The following is a 19738-nucleotide window of genomic DNA, read 5'->3' on the forward strand; positions in this document are numbered from 1 at the left end:
ATAGGCTGGCTAACTATCCGGGAAATCTGAAAGTTGGGCTTTATCTGGTGACCGAAAATTCCGCCGCCAAATAGAACGGACTTTCCCACTGTAATAGTGTGCCTAAAATTGAGCAGTTACACCAGGATATTGATATCATCCAAATTGGATGGCATAAAGTCCATACCCTCCAAACTGTCGGGGATCAGGGCGGAATTTTCGGCTTTGATAATATAATGCCCACCGTCGATAATTCGACACTGTTATTGCCACAAAATAACCCTCTGACAGCCTTATACAGCGGTTTTTATTGGGTGGTGCTTGTGTTTGTACCTGTAGAAATAATGCCGGTGTGCGGTAAAACACAGTATACCCCGGATCAGGGCACAACGGGCGAAACCGTCCAATCGTCTGGACGAATCACAAAGCCTATTGCCGGTAGGTAGTTAAACACGATATACCGGTTTGGACACACCATGAGTCCGGGGCCGGTAGTCTGGTATGGATTATACCGTACCTGAAGATGTCACCAATTTTGGGGAGGTATCCGTAAGTTATGGATACCCTACAGGCATTACCAATTTAGTCATACCTTCAGGGCCGGGGATCTGGTACCGACACGAATGACGTAGCAAGTTACCAGCAAGTTAAATTAATCCCTCATATCTCATCCCTGAATTGTCGGGATCCCCGACTTTAGAAACCGGATGTGCAGACCATGCACATCTGAAAAGTGCATACCGTGCATTATAGGCCGGATGTCCTGAAGCCGGACACCGAAAATAAAAAAAGCCAAGGCGCTGGCCCGGGCTTTAATGGTTGGTCTTATAGGATTGTGGGTTATCCGATTACATTCCCCTCTTCATCGATCTCTTGAGAGCCACCGCCGAAATAATAACCCTTACTTTCAAGGAAATCTATGAACTCATTCCAATACTGGTCATGATCCACATCATCAGGCAGTTCAACAACGCCGTTTATTTCAATGTATCGGCTCATTGGTTCAGCCTCTTCTTATGGGGTGCTTATCACTATTTTCGACAAGATTAATTTTAAACGCTGGTTTAAGGTGCCTGCGTTTTTCCTTTATAGGTACAACCGCTAAAGTCATTCCCAGAGATTCAAGGATTTTAATCATAGTTGTTAATTTCGGGTCAGATGTGCCTTTTTCCATTCTTGCAATTACCGGCTGCTTGACACCGCTTAATTCTTCAAGCTTTTTCTGGCTAATTCCCTTTTCATGGCGCGCCTTAATGATCTCGCCCATGAGGGCAACCCTTAAATCAGATTCTAGGATTTCTTCAGGTGTAAAAATCTCTTTTCTTACATCGCCCCAATTACTACCGATAGCCTTGTTATTCATTATTTTCACCTCTTCCAGTTAAAATAGATAATTCGCGTCTTGCTTGTTCCAGTTCTCTTTTAGGCGTCTTTTGTGATTTCTTTATAAACTGGTGTAGCAATACATAACTACCGTCTACCCAGGCGACAAAGAAGATTCTACTTCTTAAAGGCCTGAGCTCCCAAATTTCACCCTCTAAATGCTTGATGTACGGCTCACCGATCTTTGTGCCGTATTTACTGAGCATCTGAATGTAATCATTGATTTTATTTAAATTAACACGGCTGTCTTTATCGTTTTTTCTACTTAATTCTCTGATAAAATCTAATACTGGCTCATTGCCCTTTGGGTCTTTATAAAAAAGTATTTCGTGCAAAACTTACGCCTCCTATGCTTACTGTTATAATAACTCGCAAGTTATTATTTGTCAATCTATAAATAGCAACCTTTAGAAAATTAAGTCCGCAAACAACAGGCAGGCAAATTTAATTTTTTCCATTTATACCATGGGTACAAAAACTAATTTACGACATTTACGACATATACGACAGAGTATAAAAATAAAATTTCCACATAATCTTTACAACAGATCAGAGAATCAAAAAAAGAAGAGGTCTTTAATTGATCCTCTTCTTACAGGCGTTGGAGCCTCTGCTTTATGACCTGTTGGGGTTAACAAAACGTTCGGGCGGTTAGGCTAAATCTTTGTACCGTCCGGGAACTCAAAGAAAAAAGTGTATGTACCTCCTAAAGCACCAGCGATTGCATTTAGTTCCTCAGTGGCAAAAGTATCCCTCTTTAATTTTTGGTTGAAATTTGAGGGCGTCATTCCTATGAGCCTAGCTAATGCAGCCTGACTTATATCTTTATAACCTAACGCCATTTTTATTTTTTGTTCAATTGTCATTTTTAACACCTCCTACATTATATATTATAAACGATATGCTGAATAACGTCAATCATATTTAGTACGATATTAAGTGTTTAATTAATTTATTGCTTGACACTGTTAAGCAATTGCTGTATACTATAAATATAAAGTTGTTAAAGCATTGAAGGGAGAAAACAAAATGTACAATCGTTCAGAAATCGTAAAAGCTGCCAACAAACTGGCAACCGCCGGATTAACCAAAAGCCAGGCGTTTAAAAGAGCCTGGGAGCTGGCCAAAGGTAAAACCTTAGTTGTTAAAGGCGTTCTTCAGGGGAAACGACAAACAGCCATCAACCATATGCAACAGTATGATCCTTCAGAAGTTACCATCAATCTTGAAAGAAACACCACCAGTTACTTTGAAGAGGATGCAATAGAAGTGGTGGCCACGATCCACGGCAATTCTTACTGTGTAGGCTATCTGGCCTCTTCGGTTGCTGAATGGTTATCAAAGATCATGGATTTTGGAACAGCCCTAAAGGGTGCATTAAAACAGATCGTCGGCGGTAATGGCTTATATTATGGATTAAGAATTGATGCGAAAATAGCCTAGCACTATAAAAATCAAAAGAGAGGAGGAGATAACATGTTACCAAATGTGACGATCAAAGAAGCAGCAGAAATGCTTGGAAAATGTGAACAGTTCGTAAGACTTGGACTGCAACAGGGGGCCTTTGATTTCGGGGTAGCTGTACTCAGCAAAAATGGGAAAAAGTACAGCTACCAGATATCAAGAAGAAAATTGGAAAAGTACGTCGGCATTGAGAGATCAGAAGAACAGTGAAAATAGTGAACTGGAAGTAAGCGGTCGTGAGCTGTATGAGTATTTGGAGGTATCCCCAACTTATGGATACCTCCGGGGCAAATAAGCCTTTGAAAAGAAAGGATGGTTTCAAATCATGAGAGAAAAAGATTATACGCTCGGGGTTGACCCTGAAGTTCAAAAGGAAACTTTGAGAAAGCTGGGATATGACACACCAGAAAAGATAATGGAAGCATACAACCGCCCATTTAATATCGCAATGTTTGTTGTTCCGGTTGAAGAAGTCTTAGGTAAAAAGCAGGAAGACGAAACCGAAAATGAGCTTTGATTGTAACGACAATATTAAAGTTATCCTAGAAACATTAATATTGGCAGAAGAGGCGTTATTGAGGATTGAGAACAAAAGTGATGAGGTTTTATCTTCACTGGACTTTATTGAGGATACTATATCATGCGCCAAACTGTTAGAGAGAAACCTGCCTATAAACAAGATAATAGCATAATTTAAATGATTCACGGAGAGGTCCGCCCTCTCCCCAATTAAAAACTTTATTTTAGAGGAGAAAAACATTTTATGGAAAACAGCAGTTTAATGGTTTTATGGAATAATGCACTCACAAAGCCGCTTAATGAAACAGAAGAACGTAAGCGGGCAAACGAAAAATTTGTTAATTTACTGGATGAGGTTAGAAAAATTGACCAACGCTTAATGTTTGAAATTGAAGAAGCGATATCCGAACTGGAGAATATTGAAATGTATAACGCTTTTGATTTGGGGTTTCAGGAGGCTGTAGGGCTTTTGATGGGGTGCGCAAAATGACGGATATGGAAATGGCTTTAAAAGCGCAGCAGGAAAAAGACGAACGAATTAATATGCTTAAAACGGCAGTAAATGAAAATTTGAAACAGGCTCCGAACGCTGAAAAACACTGCGATATTTTTCTAATTTATGAAGCTGTTGGTATGATTGAATATGCCCACTTAATCGGAGATATTACAGTCAAAGAGCGAAATTTTCTAAATGGAAAGTGTGTAAAAGCTCTTGAAGGTATTTTTGAACTTGCAAGAAGAAACAAACCAATTAAGAGAGAACTTCAGCATGTTTAAAGCGATGGTAATTTACTTTGATGAAAGCCATCAAGTCCGGCCAGAAATAGTTCCGGTCAAAACAAAATCAAAAGACGAAGCTCTTAGAATTGTTTACCAGTGCTATATGGACAGAAAGCCTAAGAAGGGCTTACGGTTTGCTGGTGTAATAGTATTTTAATGAAAAAAGGCAGTTATATATTTGGCCACCCTTTGCGGTGGTCTTTCTTATGCCTCTAGGAGCTGATTCTGGATAATAACGTAGGGTTTAGCTGTGTGATTATGTGTGGAGAATTAAGAGCTTAAAAGCGGCCTTTAAGGAGCAAGAACATAAAAGCCATTGTTTAAAATATTTTTTCATAATTTTTTATGTTAACATCTTTATGAATGGCTTTGCAACGGTAATATAAAACCAATACCTTGGTGTTTATTTGGTGTTTATTTTAAATTTTTGAGTATTTTTTCATCTCTTTTCATGACATTTAATTAAAAGATAAATCGATAAAATAGCTTATTATAGCCATCTAATGAGTTGGTGAAAGTTCATCTATTTTCATTTACTTTACTGGCAGTCAGAAGGCCAGGGGTTCGAGTCCCCTCATCTCCACCAATAAGAATTGCATAAGAGAGCCATTGAGGTTCTCTTTTTTTTATGTCTGGATGCTGGAAGAGGTCATAAAACCCCTAGGCTGGCGACTGCTTGGCGACTGTTTTTAAAAAAACTAAAGCCCAATAACAAAAGTTACTGAGCTTTACGGGCTTTTGTGACTAGAATATGATCCAGGGCATCACTGGCTTTTGCATCGGCTGAATTAATCACATGGGCATAAATATTGCCGGTTGTGGATAAATTCGAATGACCCAACCGTGAAGATACTGTTTTGAGATCCACACCGCTGGCAATTAATATGGATGCGTTGGTGTGCCGGAGTGAATGAATGTGTATGAATTCATTTCAAAACTGGTCATGATCCACATTGTCTAGCACTTTGACAACGCCATTTATTTCAATATATCGGCTCATTGGATTACATTCGGTTGGAAACGTGCAGCTTTTCCATAAGAGCATCTTGTAATACTCTGGAAACATTGACATTTGCCTTATCTGCTTCAAGATTCAACCAATTGGGTAAGGTTACATTCCGTCTAACTGTTTTATTGTCAATTCGGCGGCGGTATTCTGAAAAGTCCACATCAACTAATGACACAATCCCACTCCCATCAGGGGCAAAAGTGCCTTTTAAGGGATCAATTTCATTGAACTTTGAAGGTGCTGGAACATCTTCACCATCGTCTTGAATCGTGATCCCCTTTAATCCAATGGCATCACGGGCCATATCAATGGCATCAGCCATATCGGTTCCCTCTGTCAGAATTCCCAAATCTGGCACCTCTACCAGAACAATATCATCTGTTTGTGTGAAAATCACGGGAAAAATGGTTTTCATTTGTTTATCCTCCTGGTTTGTATATTTTGCAAGTGGAAGCAGGGCTTTTATAAGCCCCATTTCCTCAAGATTGCTTTTGCCAGACGTTCATTGATTTCATTGTGTCGTGGGATTTCTTCTAAATCTTTACCTCTTCGGTAAACATCATGCTTCCCTCCATAACGATCAAACTCAAAACCAATTTTTTCCAGCTTTTTTATCAAGTCTCTACGTTTCATAGTATCCTCCTGACAATTATATTATACGCACTGAATACACATTTGTCAATGAAATCAAATCATACGACTTAATTTTTTCCATTTATACCATGCGTACAAAAAACAATTTATGACATTTACGACAATACGACAAGGAAAATGATATTCACTGGAAAGCCCATCAATACAGACTTATTTCTACTGAAGGATGTTTTAGGAATTAAAAAAACAAACAGCGAATCAAAAGTAGGTATACAGAATGTTTGAAGTCATGGTTTAAAATATAGTTGATTGTATTTTAAAAATTGATATTTTTATAAAAATGTCTGATAATCCTCGTAGTTTTTTTGCAGCAGTTCAGGGGTATCCAAACCATATGGACATTTTTCTTTACACTGATTGCAATGGATACAGTTCTCGATGTTTTTCATTTTTTCCTGCCATTCCTTCGATAAAAAATTGTCCGAAGGAGCACGGCGCAGCATCAAGCTCATTCTTGCACAATTATTAATTTCAATCTCGGCAGGACACGGCATGCAGTAACCGCAGCCACGGCAAAAATTGCCTGACAGTTCTTTTCGATCGCCTTCGATTTTCACTTTCATCTCTTCAGTAAGCCTTGGCGGACTTTCCTGGTAGGATATAAACTCATCCAGTTCGTTTTCTCTCTGTATCCCCCAGATGGGTGCAACATGATAAAACTGACTCAGATAAGCATAGGCGGCTTTCGAATCTGTTATCAGCCCGCCGGATAAGGCTTTCATTGCAATAAAGCCCATATCATTTGTTTTAGCAGCCTTGACAAGCTGCAAATCTTCATCGCTGGCAAGATAGCAAAATGGAAACTGCAGGGTATCATAGAGCTTGGTTTCGATGGCTTCTTTTGCGACTGACTGGCTGTGGTTGGTGATGCCGATAAAACGTATTTTCCCCTGTTTTTTTGCTTTAAGCATGGCTTCATAAAGACCGGATTCATCACCTGGTTTTGGACAGAAAGAGGGGTTGTGAAACTGATAGATGTCAATGTAATCCGTCTTCAAGTTCTTCAGACTCGTATCCAAATCTTTCCAGAAATCATCAGCTGTTTGTGCACCTGTTTTCGTGCTGATAATTATTTTTTCCCTGATCCAGGAAAAAGCGGCTCCCAGTTTTTCTTCACTATCGGAATACCATCTGGCTGTATCAAAGTAATTCATGCCATTGTAAAATGCCTTCTGTAGCAAATAAACGGCATCCTTCATTTCGATACGTTGTATTGGCAGCGCCCCAAATCCATTTTTGTTGACAACTATTTTTGTTTTTCCTAAAATAACCTGATCCACGATTTTTCTCCTTCTACCTTTACTATTTTAATCAAAACTGGCCGCTATATATTTTTGCGTTTATCATCAATAAAACTGACGGCATTAAGGGTTGCAACTTGGCCCTCGCCAGCGGCTTTCATATATTGATACGGTTTTCCTGAAATGTCGCCGGCAGCATAAAGCCCGGCCACGTTTGTTTCCATATTTCTGGTCACTTTAATATGCTTCCCCTCCATTTCAAGTCCCGGCACAAGCTGTTCCGGACTTACACTGTCCCGTAAAATGAACACCCCATCTGTGGTAATTTCCCGATCCTTCAGCTCAAGCAGTTCGACTTTATCGGTTCCTTTAATACTTACCGGTGTTCCTTGAACCATTTCGATATTAGGGTTTAACGCATAGTCTCCCTTAAACATCGGGATAAAATATGTTTTTTCCACAATCTCACTGATAAAATTCGCCTCATCTATTGATTCCTGATTATAACCAATGACCGTGACAACTTTCCCCTTGAAAAATGAAGCATCACAGGTTGCGCAGTAACTGACGCCCTGACCTAAATACTCAAATTCTCCCGGCAGGGTTTTTGAGAATTCAACACCTGTTGCAATAATCACCGAGACGGCCTCATAATTATTTTCATTTGCGATTAAAGCAAAATAATCGCCCATGGCATAAACGTTATTAATTTTTTCCGGGATTACTTCGATCCCCATTGCCGTTGCATGGTTGATAAATTTGTCTTTTAACTGTTTTCCGGTAATTTCAGGAAGTCCCAGATAATTGTCAATGATTGGTGCCTTTATTAATTTAGCACTTAGATCCTTACTCCCAAAAACGATGATATTTTTGTTTCTCAGTTTTGCATTTATTGCGGCTGATATACCAGCCGCTCCACTGCCGACGATGGCTAAATCATATCTTGTACTCATTAAAGCTCCCCTCTTTCAATTCAATTTGAGTGTTTTGTCTTTAGTTTTTTTACGGATGCTCATCCGCTTCCGTACCACCAGATACATTAATAACATTTCAATTCATGTTTGTATCTTATCTTTGCATACTACAATTTGTCGCTTACTCTGTCAATCTTTTTTATTGAATAACAGCTGTTCTAAAAAGACTTTTGGGCGGTATTCGGTTTGACTTTTTGATTATGCTTTCATATCAGCACATGTTATAATCATTTAATATCAGTTTGAAAAAGAAACCATCAGCACCACCGGCAAATACGCATTTTGAATTTCTGGGGGATGCAAGACCGCGTGTTTCTGATGATTAGAAACCACAGGAGGATTATATGATTCGAATTTCAAATATCAAAATAGGAATCAATAAAGTCGTGGCTCGTGATGCCGAAAGGCAGGCTTTGCAAAATGCGCTGCTTTCAAGAATCGAGATCAGTCCCAAGGACTTGATTGATTTCAAAATTTTCAAAAAATCCATCGACGCCAGAAAAAAGGATGCGATTGTTTATATCTATACCATCGATGCGAATGTTAAAAATGAAAAATACATCCTGAAAAAGCATGGCAAAAAGGATGTTGCCATCACTCCAGACTTATCCTATCGCGGTGTGCGACCGGGAAATCAGCGTTTGGCTGAAAGACCTGTCATCATTGGAATGGGTCCGGCCGGTCTTTTTGCCGGTTTAACCCTGGCTAAGAATGGTTATGAACCAATCATTCTTGAAAGAGGGGATGATGTCGATACACGTGCTGCCAAAATCGACGCATTTTGGGAGACTGGGATACTTGATACAAAAAGCAATGTCCAATTTGGCGAAGGTGGTGCCGGTACTTTTTCTGATGGAAAATTAACGACCCTAATCAATGACAATCGTTGTCGCACCATATTAGAAGCCTTTATTGAAGCCGGGGCGCCGGAAGAAATACTGTATCTTAGCAAACCGCACATCGGAACGGATCTGCTCAGAGAAACGGTAAAAAACATTAGAAAAGCGATTATTTCACACGGTGGCGAGGTTAGATTCCAATCGAAAGTCACCGATTTTATCATCAAAGATGGCCATCTGAATGCCCTCATCGTCAATGACAAAGAGGAACTGCCCTGCCAGATCGCTTTACTGGGAATCGGCCACAGTGCCAGAGATACCTTTGAGGCCTTACACCTTCGTGGCATTGAGATGTCCCCGAAACCTTTTTCGATTGGCGTCCGGATCGAGCATCCCCAGGAAATCATTGATCGCGCCCAATACGGTGATTCTGCCGGACATCCTGGATTGGTGGCCGCCGATTACAAACTTTCCTATCATTCCTCAAACGAACGGTCTGCCTATACATTTTGTATGTGCCCGGGCGGCTATGTCGTTGCTGCCACTTCAGAGGAAAAAGGCGTTGTGACCAATGGCATGAGCGAACATCAACGAAATGGGAAAAATGCCAATGCCGCCTTGCTGGTCGGCGTACAGCCTTCTGATTTCGGCAGTGAACATCCTTTGGCGGGAGTGGCATTCCAAAGAAAGTGGGAACGGCTGGCTTTTCAGTTAGGGGGAGAAAATTATCATGCTCCGGCACAGCTGGTCGGCGATTTTCTTGCTGATCAGCCCAGTACCAAATGGGGCAATGTGAAACCGACCTATAAACCCGGTCTTGCTTTTGCTCAACTCAAGGAATGTTTACCGGATTATGTCATCGAAACAATGAAAGAAGCCCTGGTGTATTTTGATACCAAAATCGATGGCTTTGCCATGCCGGACAGCATTATGACCGGTGTTGAAACCAGAAGCTCTTCCCCCGTCCGGATCAATCGCGATGAAAATAATGGTTCCAATATTAAAGGTCTCTACCCGATGGGAGAGGGTGCCGGCTATGCCGGCGGTATTATGTCGTCAGCAGTGGACGGCCTGAAAACAGCCGAAAAACTGATGCAAAAGTATGCTCCTTTTAAATAGCTGCCACATAAAAAGACGTTTTGCTGATAAAACACAAAACGTCTTTTTATTTTTACATCAGTTTACTGATATTTTGGGTGAATAAAACAATATCATCTACCGGCAATCCGGCAATCAGTCTTGCCTGATTATAGAGCAACTCGGTGTAGAGTTTGAGCTGATCTTCATCTTTTTCATAAAATCCTTTTAGTTTTTCATAAACCGGATGATTTTTATTGATTTCCAGGACTTTTTTGGCTTTGACTTTGCCACCCTGAGGCATGGAGTTTAATGTTTTTTCCATTTCAATGGAAAGATCTCCTTCTGTCGAAAGATAGACGAGATCGTCTTTTAAATGACCGGTAGTCTTTACCTTGACCACTTCATCACCGATAATTTCCTTCATCTTTTCAAGCAGTTTTTCATCTACTTCTGTTGCTTCTTTATTTTCCTCTTCTTCATTCTCTTCCGGCGCCTCTAGTCCCAGATTATCGCTGGACACGGAGCGGAAATCCTTTTCGCCATATTGACCGATGGTCTGGAATACAAATTCATCAATATTTTCTGTCAGATAAAGTATTTCATAGTTTTTGTTCTTAACGATGGATACCTGTGGCAGTTTTTCAATATGTTCTACGGAAGATCCGGAAGCAAAATAGATGTATTTCTGATCCTCGGGCATACGCTCGACATATTCTTTGAGGGTGACAAAGTTACCTTCTTTAGAAGAATAAAAGAGCAGGAAGTCCTGGAGTTTGTCTTTATTCTGTCCCCATTTGTCATAGGTTCCAACCTTTAATTGATTGCCGAAGGCCTTGAAGAACTCTTCATATTTTTCCCGATCATTCGCCAACATTTTCTTAAGCTCTTCCGAAATTCTGGAATCAATCTTACGGCTGATTAAACGCAGCTGTTTGTCCTGCTGCAGCATTTCGCGGGAAATATTAAGAGATAAATCTTCTGAATCCACAACCCCTTTTACAAAGCTGAAATAATCAGGAAGCAGTTCCCCACACTTATCCATGATCAACACGCCGTTGGAGTAAAGCTCCAGACCTTTTTCATAGTCTCTGGTATAGTAGTCAAATGGCGGTTGTCCCGGAATGTATAAAATTGCTTTGTAGCTCATCATTCCTTCGACATTTAAATGAATGTGAGCTAAGGGGGCGTCATACCCATATCTTTTTTCCTGATAGAAATTGTTATAATCTTCATCAGTGAGCTCATTTGCATTTTTTCTCCAAATCGGTACCATCGAGTTAAGAATATCGTCTTCCAGATAGGTTTCATATTCTGGGTTTTCATTATCTTTTGTTTCTTCTTTTACCCGGCTCTTTTCAGTTACCATCTTGATTGGGTAGCGGATATAATTGGAATATTTTTCCACCAGATTTTGAATGTGATAAGGTTCTAAATACTCATCATAATTGTTGTCTTCGGTATTTTCTTTGATATATAATGTGATTTTTGAACCATGTGATTTCAGTTCGCCCGGCTCAATTGTATAACCATCAGCGCCTTCGGAAACCCATAAATAAGCTTGCTCTTCATCAATTGATTTTGTTTCGACTTCGACCTTATCGGAAACCATAAAGGACGAATAGAAACCAACCCCGAACTTGCCGATGATATCAAAACCTTCTTCCATTTCCTGTTCTGATTTGAAATCATTGGAACCACTCTTTGCGATAATCCCCAGATTTTCTTCCAGTTCCTTTTCAGTCATACCAATGCCTGTATCTGATATTGTCAGGGTCCGATTATCTTTATCCGGATGAATTCGAATGTAATAATCATCCTTGTTAAAATTCTTATCTTTGTCCGTTAATGTTTTATAGTAAACTTTATCAATTGCATCTGAAGCATTTGAAATCAATTCACGCAAAAAAATCTCTTTGTTTGTGTAAATTGAATGAACCATCAAATCCATTAGACGTTTAGATTCTGACTTAAACTCCTTTTTTTCCATTGCATATACCCTTTCTCATTGCCAAATTATTATTAGCACTCTAACAGTTCGAGTGCTAACAGTTATATTGTAAGTTTATTTATGAGTTGTGTCAACACTGTTTAACAATTATTTAAGTAATTTTTTAGATTTTCCCGCACCGTAATCAATTTTTCAATTCTCAATTTTTGTAATGATTTTTGATCAATTATGGGTATAAATAGCATATCACTTGTAAATGAATTTATTTAATAAGTGCTTTAAAATGAATCGCTCAAGACTTTTTAATGTTGAGCGCAAAAAAGGACTGGTGTTATTATGAAAACAATACTGGAAATCCCGAATAAAAATTCCCGGGGACTGATTGTTATTACCGGCTGCGATACCGGAATAGGCAAAAGCCTCGTCACTGTATTAGTTCAAGAGGGCTACACGGTTCTTCAAACCTATTTGGTTCAAAATTCCTTTGAAAATGAATCTAACGTATATTCTATAAAAACGGATCTTCGGAACGAGGATGAAGTGGATAGATTCTGTCAATATGCAAAAAAATTATCTGGCGAACTACAATTGCAGGCTGTTATCACCAATGCGGGTGTCGCTCTGGGCGGTCCGATTGAGAATCTTCCCATGGCTGTTTATCGAGAGTGCTTTGAAATCAATTTTTTCGGCGCGGTGAAAATCATTCAAACCCTTATTCCTGAACTGATCGAAAGCAAGGGCAAAATCATTGTGAACGGCTCAATGGCCGGGAGGATTGCGCTGCCATTTCTATCCCCTTATGCCGCCACAAAATTTGCTCTGGAAGGATTTTGTGACTCCCTGCGGCGGGAGCTCAATCCGTACGGCATTAAAACGGTCTTGCTGGAGCCTGCTGCCGTTGCGACGCCTATCTGGAACAAGGCTAAGGAACAAGACATTTCATTTGTTGACAAAAAATATCTGCCCAGCCTTTACACTTTTCAGGATAATTTCATCGAGGGCGGAAATCACGGGCTGAACGTGGCGCTTGCCGCTTCAATGATCGCTGAAATACTGAATAAAAAAAATCCCAAGTCCAGATATATCATCGCCAAAAACAGGATGAGTTCCAAGTTGCTGCTGCTCGTGCCATCTTTTGTTCTCGATAAATTAGTTGTTAACATGTATCAGATGCATTACGGTTCACATGACTGATTTGAGCGATATCAGGTTTATGCTATAAAAAAAAGATATCAGCGAATGACTGATACCTTTTTTTATTACTTACACAACTTGTTTACGTTCCTGTTTTCTCTGAAAAAATTTGACTATTTCAACAATTGGAATCACTAGGAATGCTAATCCTAAAGCTGTAAAGTATTCCATAATCGAAATTGGTTCGAACTGAAATGCGGCTCGAATTGAAGGGACCACGATCACAATCGTTGTTAATAATAAAGATGCCGCCATGGCTAGGAATAAGAACTTGTTATGACTTCCCATTCTAAAGATCGATTGTCTTCGACTTCTCATATTTAATGAATGGAACATTTCGGCCATGGATAACGTTAAGAATGCCATGGTTACACCATCCGGACTGTTGGTGATTTCCCAAACGCCCACTTCCATAAAATGTCCAATAAAATATGCTGCCAGGGTCACCATTGTCACCATCACTCCCTGCCAAATAACATCGATCCCAAGACCGCCGGCAAAAACACCTTCATTGGATTTACGGGGCGGATTATTCATGGTATCTGCCTCTTCAGCTTCCATGCCAAGTGCGATCGCCGGAAAAGAGTCTGTAATTAAATTAATCCACAATAAATGCACCGGTTTTAAAATAATAAAACCTAATAAAGTTGCCACAAAGATCGCTAAGACTTCGGAAAGATTAGAGGATATCAGGAACTGAATGGCCTTACGAATATTATCGTAAATACGACGTCCCTCTCTTACCGCATGTACGATTGTTGCAAAGTTATCATCGGCAAGAACCATATCCGCCACATTCTTAGTAACGTCAGTTCCGGTGATTCCCATGCCAATACCGATGTTTGCCGTCTTAATGGATGGTGCATCATTGACGCCATCTCCCGTCATGGCGACAATCATTCCCTTGTTCTGCCATGCTTTTACAATGCGGACCTTATGTTCGGGCTGTACCCGGGCATATACGGAATACTTTCCGATATCTGTTGCAAACTGTTCATCACTTATTTCACTTAACTGGGCTCCCGTTATCGCTTCTGATATATCCGAAATGATTCCCAGCTGTTTGGCAATCGCAACTGCGGTATCTTTATGGTCACCGGTAATCATGACTGTACGGATACCTGCTGCATTACATTCTGCTATAGCAGGTTTAACTTCAGGTCGGATCGGATCAATCATACCCGTCAACCCAATGAAGCAAAGATCATGTTCCAAATACTTGGATGTCTGCTGGACAGGCATCGAATCCCAGGAACGAAATGCTGCCGAAAGCACCCGAAGTGCCTGATCTGCTAAAGATTTATTGAATTCGTTAATTTCCTGACGCTTTGCATCAGTCATCGGCCGCTTGCTGCTGCCATCCCAGTAGGAAGTGCAACGGGATACCAGGACATCCGGAGCACCCTTTGTATATTGTTCAAAGGAGCCGTTTTCCATTTTGTGAACCGTACTCATCAGTTTTCTTCCCGAGTCAAATGGAGCTTCTCCTACCCGTGGAGTCACTGCTTCCATATCGCTTTTAGTCAAGCCAAGTGAAAACCCATAATTTACAAGGGCTACTTCTGTTGGCTCACCCTCTGCTTTTTCAGCATTATTTAAATAAGCATCATTACAAAGTGTCATCGCTCGACCTAAAAGCTGTTCATCTAAGTCAAAATGATCGACTACCGTCATTTTATTCTGGGTTAGCGTCCCGGTCTTATCTGAGCAGATGACCTGTGTACAGCCCAAGGTTTCGACCGCCGTTAATTTACGAATGATCGCATTTTGCTTGGACATTTTGGTTACGCCAATTGACAATACAATGGTTACAACCGCAGCCAAGCCTTCTGGAATAGCTGCTACAGCCAAAGAAACGGCTACCATAAAGGTACCTAAAATACCGATGCCGGTAATGCCTCCGTCCATATTAAGACGGATTAAACTAATTCCAAATATAAATATACAAATACCGAGTACCAGCCAGCTGAGTACCACACTTAACTGATTGAGTTTGATCTGAAGCGGTGTCTGATTTTCTTTGGCCTGGGTAATCGCATCTGCAATCTTACCCATTTCTGTGCTCATACCGGTTGCCGTTATGGCGGCTGACCCGCGACCATATACAACGGCACTTCCCATATAAACCATATTCTTACGGTCACCTAAAGAAATATCTTTTTCATCTCCTAAATTCAAGGCGTTAATCACCTTTTCAACCGGAACGCTTTCTCCGGTCAGCGCGGCTTCTTGAATCTTTAAGCTGGCACTGTCAAGTAATCTTGCATCACCAGGTATGGAATCCCCCGCCTCCAAAAGAATGACATCCCCGACAACTAAATCCTCACTTTTTACGACTTGAATTTCACCCTCACGCATAACCTTTGATGTGGCCGCCGATATCGCCTGGAGTGCTTCAATGGCCTTTTCTGCCTTACTCTCCTGATATACCCCTAACACCGAGTTGATAATAACAACCGCCATGATAATGATAACATCGGCAAAAGATTCTCCTGAATAGACCGCTGTGATCCCTGAAATAATTGCTGCCGCCATCAGAATAATAATCATCGGATCTTTTAACTGATTTAATAAACGAACGGTTAAAGAGTCTTTTTTTGCTTCCGTAAGCTTATTCTTACCGTTATCTTCCAATCTTTTGCCAGCTTCACTATCCAGTAAGCCCTCCGACCTGGATTTCAGCTCCAGAAGCACTTCCTCAGAAGTTTGTAAATACTCTTTCATCTAATTCCTCCCTTAAATAAAAATGACCAAGTGCATCTGCACTTGATCAAAAAAAGACTCAAGTACAGATTTCTAACTGTACATGAGTCTCACTTATTAAGATAAACCAGGTATACGACTATACCATGCGTGTTGACTTATCACGCAAATTGCATCACACAAATTGCGAAAATTACTCCCTCATATTATTCTCATTTTACAGTGCAAAATTATATTTGTCAATAAAATACTGCACAAAGCACAAAATAAATTGCATCTCAAGGACAATTATTTATCTTTTTGAATCACATCAACGGAGCAAACAAGCGAAAAACATCCTGAAAAAAGCGCGTGATAACATTTTCGCTGCAATCCTGTTTTTTTATTCTCTGACAAATTTCAAGAGTTTTTAAAAAGTCGTTTTTCACTTCCATGACTGCAGTACTACGATGCATCCATACGCCGCATTCAAAATGCAGATAAAGACTTCTGAAATCTAAATTTGTAGTTCCCACTGTAGCAGTACAATCGTCAGAAACAAAGGTCTTAGAATGCATAAAGCCATTGGTATATTCATATATTTTAACACCGGCAGAAATAAATTCTCGATAATAGGAGCGAGTCGTAAAATGAACAATTCGTTTGTCCCATTGATGGGGTGTCACAATGCGGACATCGACCCCACTTTTGGCTGCCAGCGTCAATGCCGAAACCATGCTTTCATCAACAATAAGATAAGGGGTATTGATATAAATATAGTCTTTGGCGTGATTAATTATTTGCAGGTAAACGTGTTCTCCAACGTTCTCATGATCCATTGGACTGTCAGCATAAGGCTGTACCAAACCATCGTCTGCTATTTCACAGCGCTCATGCTTCCATGGATAAAAGCTTTGATAATTCTCTTTAATATTTTTACAAATAGACCACATTTGTAAAAACATCACGGTGAAACTCCAGGCGGCTTCCCCTTCAATCATGACAGAAGCATCTTTCCAGTGACCATATTTCTCAATGACATTAATATATTCGTCTGCCAGATTGATCCCGCCGGTAAAGGCAACTTTACCATCAATGACGGCAATTTTCCGATGATCACGATTATTTTGTACGGCCGTTAGAATTGGCCGAAACGGATTAAATACGGCGCACTTAATGCCCATTTTTTCCAGTTGTTTGGGATAATCCTTTGGCAAAAGAAAAAGGCACCCCACGTCATCATAGATCAGCCGTACATCGATGCCCTGGTTTACTTTATCTTTTAAAATTTCTAAAACACTGCTCCACATAATACCATCATGGACAATAAAATATTCAAGAAAAATATAGTGCTCCGCTTTTTTTAGTTCTTCCAAAAGGGCTCCGAATTTTTCCTCGCCGGGCGTTAAATATTTTGTTTTTGTATGCTGATAAACCGGGAACCCCGCAAAATCCTGTAAATATCGGATTTGAGGAACATGAGTTGGTGCTTCTTCACACGCTTCATTATACCGGTTTCCCGGCAGCAAAAACACCGATTTGCTTTCTCTTTGAACTTTTTCCAGCTCTTTATGAATTTTTTTATTAGACGTCTGAAATTTAAACAGCAAATAAAACAAACCGCCAAAAATCGGAAACAGCAAAATCAGAAACACCCATGTCAGTTTATAAGCGCCTTTATTTCTTTGGGTAATAATATGAAGCGCCACTAACAAACTTATCCCGGAAAAACACCAGGTGATAAGCACCGATTCCTCGCTTCCATTCTCAATTAAAAAAATAATGACGGCTAATTGTAAAATAATGAGGAACATTACAAATAATCGTCCGCGAAACAACTTTTTAAACCATTTTTCTCCCACAACAATCACTTCCCAGTATTTTTTCTTTTTCTTTATCAGACAATATAATAACGCAAAAAAGCAGAAAACGCAAATTCTTATTACTGTCCTTGCTATAAAAGATCCGTTCTGTCGATAAAGAAATATCTATGCCCATTAATATCCCGGTAACCGCAACCGCTCATTGTCTTCTGATCAGTCGCTTATAATTCTTGCCCAAAGTGCTTTTGGAAGTGACAACACCCCCTGCATCAATACGATACAGGGGGTATTGTCACATACACATTATCAAAATGATAGTCTAATTCTGCTTTCTTTTTTCGGCTTCTTCCATAATACTTTTCAGGGTTATCAGCAACGGATTGCTTTTTTTATCCGATGAAGCCCCTGCCGAGTAGGTAAGTCCTGTCATCGAATTGGCTTCACAAATGTAGTAGGTATCATCTTCTCCAAAAAGAAAATCAATGCTGCCAAAATATATGTCCAGTACTTCTGCCGCTTTTTCGGCAATTTCAATGACCGGTTCCGGAGGCGTGATAAACTGAAGCTCACCACCTTGAGAAAGGTTTGATTTAAAATGATCTCCGTTATCTCTTATATACGCGGTTGCGTATTTTCCGCCACTTAACATGATGCGCATATCCCGTCCTTTGGAGGCCGCAATGCATTCCTGAATCAGAATATGATCGTCAAAGTTCATGGCGGCATAAATGTCCAGAATATTTTCCAGTTCTTTTTCAGTTTTAATTTGTACGACGCCTTTTCCCTTGCTTCCATGCATGACTTTTACAACACAGGGAAATCCTATTTCAGCGGCAATAAACGATGCTTTCGTTTTAGGGTTCATCAGAACCGTTTTTGGAAACAGCACCGTTTTTGACGCAGCCGCCAGTTTTTGAAAGGTCAGTAATTTATCCGCGGTATTGTTTAAGCTTTCCGAGCTGTTGACACAGAGGACATTTAAAGACTCCAGCATTTTAACCACAGCTTTGCTGTGGTAATTATTTCCGCCGAAGAAAGCACTCAGGGCAAAATCTGGAATATCTGTTGCCTCGCCTCCGATAAAGCAGTTCTTACTGGTTCCCGGTTCACACAACACCTGAACTTCACTTACTTCAACTGTTTTGATGTTCAAATTCATCTTTTCTATCAGCTGAATAATGGTTTGTATTGACGGTTCATCAAGCGTTTCCTGATTGACTAAAAACCAACCTAGCATGTTTGTTCTCCTTCTCTTAATCGTTTCTTCCAAAGCGGCTCCGGCATGCTTTCTACCTGCTTTATTAAATCCTTAAACATATCCTGGAGATCAAAAGCGATTCCCGGCATAGCGTTGGCTTCGCATAGATAAAAGGTATCATTTTCGCCAAACAGAAAATCCACACTGCCCATATTTATTTTCAGGCAGATGGCAACTTTTTCCGCTGCTTCGATAACCGACTTGGGCGGTGTATATTGCACAATTTTTCCGCCTTTGGCAAGATTTGATCGGAAGCTTTTCTCATTTTGACGAATAAATGCACTGGCAAACTTGCCGTTGCATAAAACGACTCTTAAATCCCGTCCTGATGAAGCAGCAATGCATTCCTGGATAATAATTTCATCGCCAACCGCACTTGCTGTGCTCATGCTAATCAGGTTATCCAGTTCTTTTTCGGTATTGACCAGTACAACCCCTTTTCCTTTGCTTCCGTGCATAACCTTCATAACCAGGGGATAGTCGAATTGTTTGCTGACAAATTCGGCACTGGTTTCATCTGTCACTAAAAGTGTTTTGGGAAAATCGACTTCTTCAATGGACTCAGCCACTTTCTGAAACGTCAGCAGTTTATCGTCAACATTCTTAATACAATCATAAGAATTGATGCAGAGAACGCCAACAGATTCCAGCATTCTCAAGACCGATCCGGTATGATAATTCTTTTCCGTAAAGAAAGCCGCAACCACATAATCCGGAACTTCCAGGACTTCGTCTCCGACATAAATCTTGCCATCAAAATCATGATCGCAGATGACATGGATTTTCAGCGGATCTACCACTGTTAGATCAATATTATTTGCCTCCACCACTTTCATTATTTTAACAATTGACGGATCATTCATTTTCTCGGGATTTCTTAATAACCAACCTTTCATAATAACCTCCTGTAT

22 protein-coding genes are annotated in these 19738 nt (G+C 40.2%); 8 read left to right on the plus strand and 14 right to left on the minus strand.

The window, feature by feature from the left end:
• Nucleotides 1-98 precede the first annotated feature (98 nt).
• Nucleotides 99-425, plus strand: a complete 327-nt coding sequence (locus FZC41_RS05575) for a hypothetical protein (protein ID WP_148566412.1) — start codon at nucleotides 99-101, stop codon at nucleotides 423-425.
• 394 nt (nucleotides 426-819) lie between these two features.
• Here FZC41_RS05575 and FZC41_RS17235 read toward each other — a convergent pair whose 3' ends face one another.
• The 4 genes from FZC41_RS17235 to FZC41_RS05590 all read right to left on the minus strand — a co-directional run bounded on the left by FZC41_RS17235 (nucleotide 820) and on the right by FZC41_RS05590 (nucleotide 2228).
• A complete protein-coding gene (locus tag FZC41_RS17235) occupies nucleotides 820-978 on the minus strand; it encodes a hypothetical protein (RefSeq protein WP_170253865.1) in 159 nt (52 codons plus the stop codon).
• Nucleotides 979-982: 4 nt separating this feature from the next.
• Nucleotides 983-1342: a helix-turn-helix domain-containing protein gene (locus FZC41_RS05580; protein WP_148566413.1), complete on the minus strand. Its 360-nt coding sequence runs from the start codon at nucleotides 1340-1342 to the stop codon at nucleotides 983-985.
• Nucleotides 1335-1697, minus strand: coding sequence for a type II toxin-antitoxin system RelE/ParE family toxin (locus tag FZC41_RS05585; RefSeq protein ID WP_148566414.1), 363 nt, complete (start codon nucleotides 1695-1697; stop codon nucleotides 1335-1337). Before FZC41_RS05585 ends, FZC41_RS05580 begins: the two co-directional genes overlap by 8 nt.
• Nucleotides 1698-2018: 321 nt before the next feature.
• The gene (locus FZC41_RS05590; protein ID WP_148566415.1) at nucleotides 2019-2228 is read right to left on the minus strand and encodes a helix-turn-helix domain-containing protein; all 210 of its coding nucleotides are present in this window, start codon (nucleotides 2226-2228) and stop codon (nucleotides 2019-2021) included.
• Between the two features lie 163 nt (nucleotides 2229-2391).
• On the opposite strand from FZC41_RS05590, the gene FZC41_RS05595 reads away from it, so the two are divergent.
• The 5 genes from FZC41_RS05595 (at nucleotide 2392) to FZC41_RS05615 (ending at nucleotide 4122) form a co-directional block, all read left to right on the plus strand.
• The gene (locus FZC41_RS05595; protein WP_148566416.1) at nucleotides 2392-2805 is read left to right on the plus strand and encodes a hypothetical protein; all 414 of its coding nucleotides are present in this window, start codon (nucleotides 2392-2394) and stop codon (nucleotides 2803-2805) included.
• Nucleotides 2806-2838: 33 nt separating this feature from the next.
• Entirely contained in the window at nucleotides 2839-3036 is a 198-nt protein-coding gene (locus tag FZC41_RS05600) for a hypothetical protein (RefSeq protein WP_148566417.1), read from the plus strand.
• A gap of 115 nt (nucleotides 3037-3151) precedes the next feature.
• Complete coding sequence (locus FZC41_RS05605) at nucleotides 3152-3343, plus strand: hypothetical protein (protein WP_148566418.1); 192 nt, start codon at nucleotides 3152-3154, stop codon at nucleotides 3341-3343.
• Between the two features lie 246 nt (nucleotides 3344-3589).
• Complete coding sequence (locus FZC41_RS05610) at nucleotides 3590-3835, plus strand: hypothetical protein (protein WP_148566419.1); 246 nt, start codon at nucleotides 3590-3592, stop codon at nucleotides 3833-3835.
• Between the two features lie 11 nt (nucleotides 3836-3846).
• On the plus strand, nucleotides 3847-4122 hold the full coding sequence (locus FZC41_RS05615) for a hypothetical protein (RefSeq protein WP_148566420.1): 276 nt from the start codon (nucleotides 3847-3849) through the stop codon (nucleotides 4120-4122).
• 721 nt (nucleotides 4123-4843) lie between these two features.
• Here the strand turns inward: FZC41_RS05615 and FZC41_RS05620 are convergent.
• From FZC41_RS05620 to FZC41_RS05640, 5 genes are all read right to left on the minus strand, one after another.
• Nucleotides 4844-5047, minus strand: a complete 204-nt coding sequence (locus tag FZC41_RS05620; protein ID WP_148566421.1) for a tyrosine-type recombinase/integrase — start codon at nucleotides 5045-5047, stop codon at nucleotides 4844-4846.
• A gap of 82 nt (nucleotides 5048-5129) precedes the next feature.
• Nucleotides 5130-5549, minus strand: coding sequence for a type II toxin-antitoxin system HicB family antitoxin (locus tag FZC41_RS05625; RefSeq protein WP_148566422.1), 420 nt, complete (start codon nucleotides 5547-5549; stop codon nucleotides 5130-5132).
• Between the two features lie 47 nt (nucleotides 5550-5596).
• The gene (locus tag FZC41_RS05630) at nucleotides 5597-5767 is read right to left on the minus strand and encodes a type II toxin-antitoxin system HicA family toxin (RefSeq protein ID WP_148566423.1); all 171 of its coding nucleotides are present in this window, start codon (nucleotides 5765-5767) and stop codon (nucleotides 5597-5599) included.
• 293 nt (nucleotides 5768-6060) lie between these two features.
• Entirely contained in the window at nucleotides 6061-7068 is a 1008-nt protein-coding gene (locus tag FZC41_RS05635; RefSeq protein ID WP_148566424.1) for an aldo/keto reductase, read from the minus strand.
• A gap of 44 nt (nucleotides 7069-7112) precedes the next feature.
• Nucleotides 7113-7982 carry an NAD(P)/FAD-dependent oxidoreductase gene (locus FZC41_RS05640; RefSeq protein WP_148566425.1) on the minus strand — a complete coding sequence of 290 codons (870 nt, stop codon included), beginning with the start codon at nucleotides 7980-7982 and terminating at the stop codon, nucleotides 7113-7115.
• Nucleotides 7983-8347: 365 nt separating this feature from the next.
• Between FZC41_RS05640 and FZC41_RS05645 the strand changes: the two genes are divergently transcribed.
• Nucleotides 8348-9961, plus strand: coding sequence for an NAD(P)/FAD-dependent oxidoreductase (locus tag FZC41_RS05645; protein ID WP_148566426.1), 1614 nt, complete (start codon nucleotides 8348-8350; stop codon nucleotides 9959-9961).
• A gap of 52 nt (nucleotides 9962-10013) precedes the next feature.
• On the opposite strand, the gene htpG is transcribed toward FZC41_RS05645, so the two are convergent.
• Entirely contained in the window at nucleotides 10014-11909 is a 1896-nt protein-coding gene (htpG, locus tag FZC41_RS05650) for a molecular chaperone HtpG (protein ID WP_148566427.1), read from the minus strand.
• A gap of 297 nt (nucleotides 11910-12206) precedes the next feature.
• On the opposite strand from htpG, the gene FZC41_RS05655 reads away from it, so the two are divergent.
• A complete protein-coding gene (locus FZC41_RS05655; protein ID WP_148566428.1) occupies nucleotides 12207-13064 on the plus strand; it encodes an SDR family NAD(P)-dependent oxidoreductase in 858 nt (285 codons plus the stop codon).
• Between the two features lie 69 nt (nucleotides 13065-13133).
• On the opposite strand, the gene FZC41_RS05660 is transcribed toward FZC41_RS05655, so the two are convergent.
• From FZC41_RS05660 to FZC41_RS05675, 4 genes are all read right to left on the minus strand, one after another.
• On the minus strand, nucleotides 13134-15788 hold the full coding sequence (locus FZC41_RS05660) for a cation-translocating P-type ATPase (protein ID WP_148566429.1): 2655 nt from the start codon (nucleotides 15786-15788) through the stop codon (nucleotides 13134-13136).
• A 284-nt stretch (nucleotides 15789-16072) separates the two neighbouring features.
• On the minus strand, nucleotides 16073-17560 hold the full coding sequence (cls, locus tag FZC41_RS05665) for a cardiolipin synthase (RefSeq protein WP_186855129.1): 1488 nt from the start codon (nucleotides 17558-17560) through the stop codon (nucleotides 16073-16075).
• 328 nt (nucleotides 17561-17888) lie between these two features.
• A complete protein-coding gene (locus FZC41_RS05670) occupies nucleotides 17889-18806 on the minus strand; it encodes an ATP-grasp domain-containing protein (protein ID WP_148566431.1) in 918 nt (305 codons plus the stop codon).
• Complete coding sequence (locus FZC41_RS05675) at nucleotides 18800-19723, minus strand: ATP-grasp domain-containing protein (protein WP_148566432.1); 924 nt, start codon at nucleotides 19721-19723, stop codon at nucleotides 18800-18802. The genes FZC41_RS05670 and FZC41_RS05675 overlap by 7 nt, the downstream gene beginning before the upstream one ends.
• Between the last annotated feature and the right edge of the window lie 15 nt (nucleotides 19724-19738).

Source organism: Acetobacterium paludosum (genome assembly GCF_008086595.1).
GTDB classification, from domain to species: Bacteria; Bacillota; Clostridia; order Eubacteriales; family Eubacteriaceae; genus Acetobacterium; species Acetobacterium paludosum.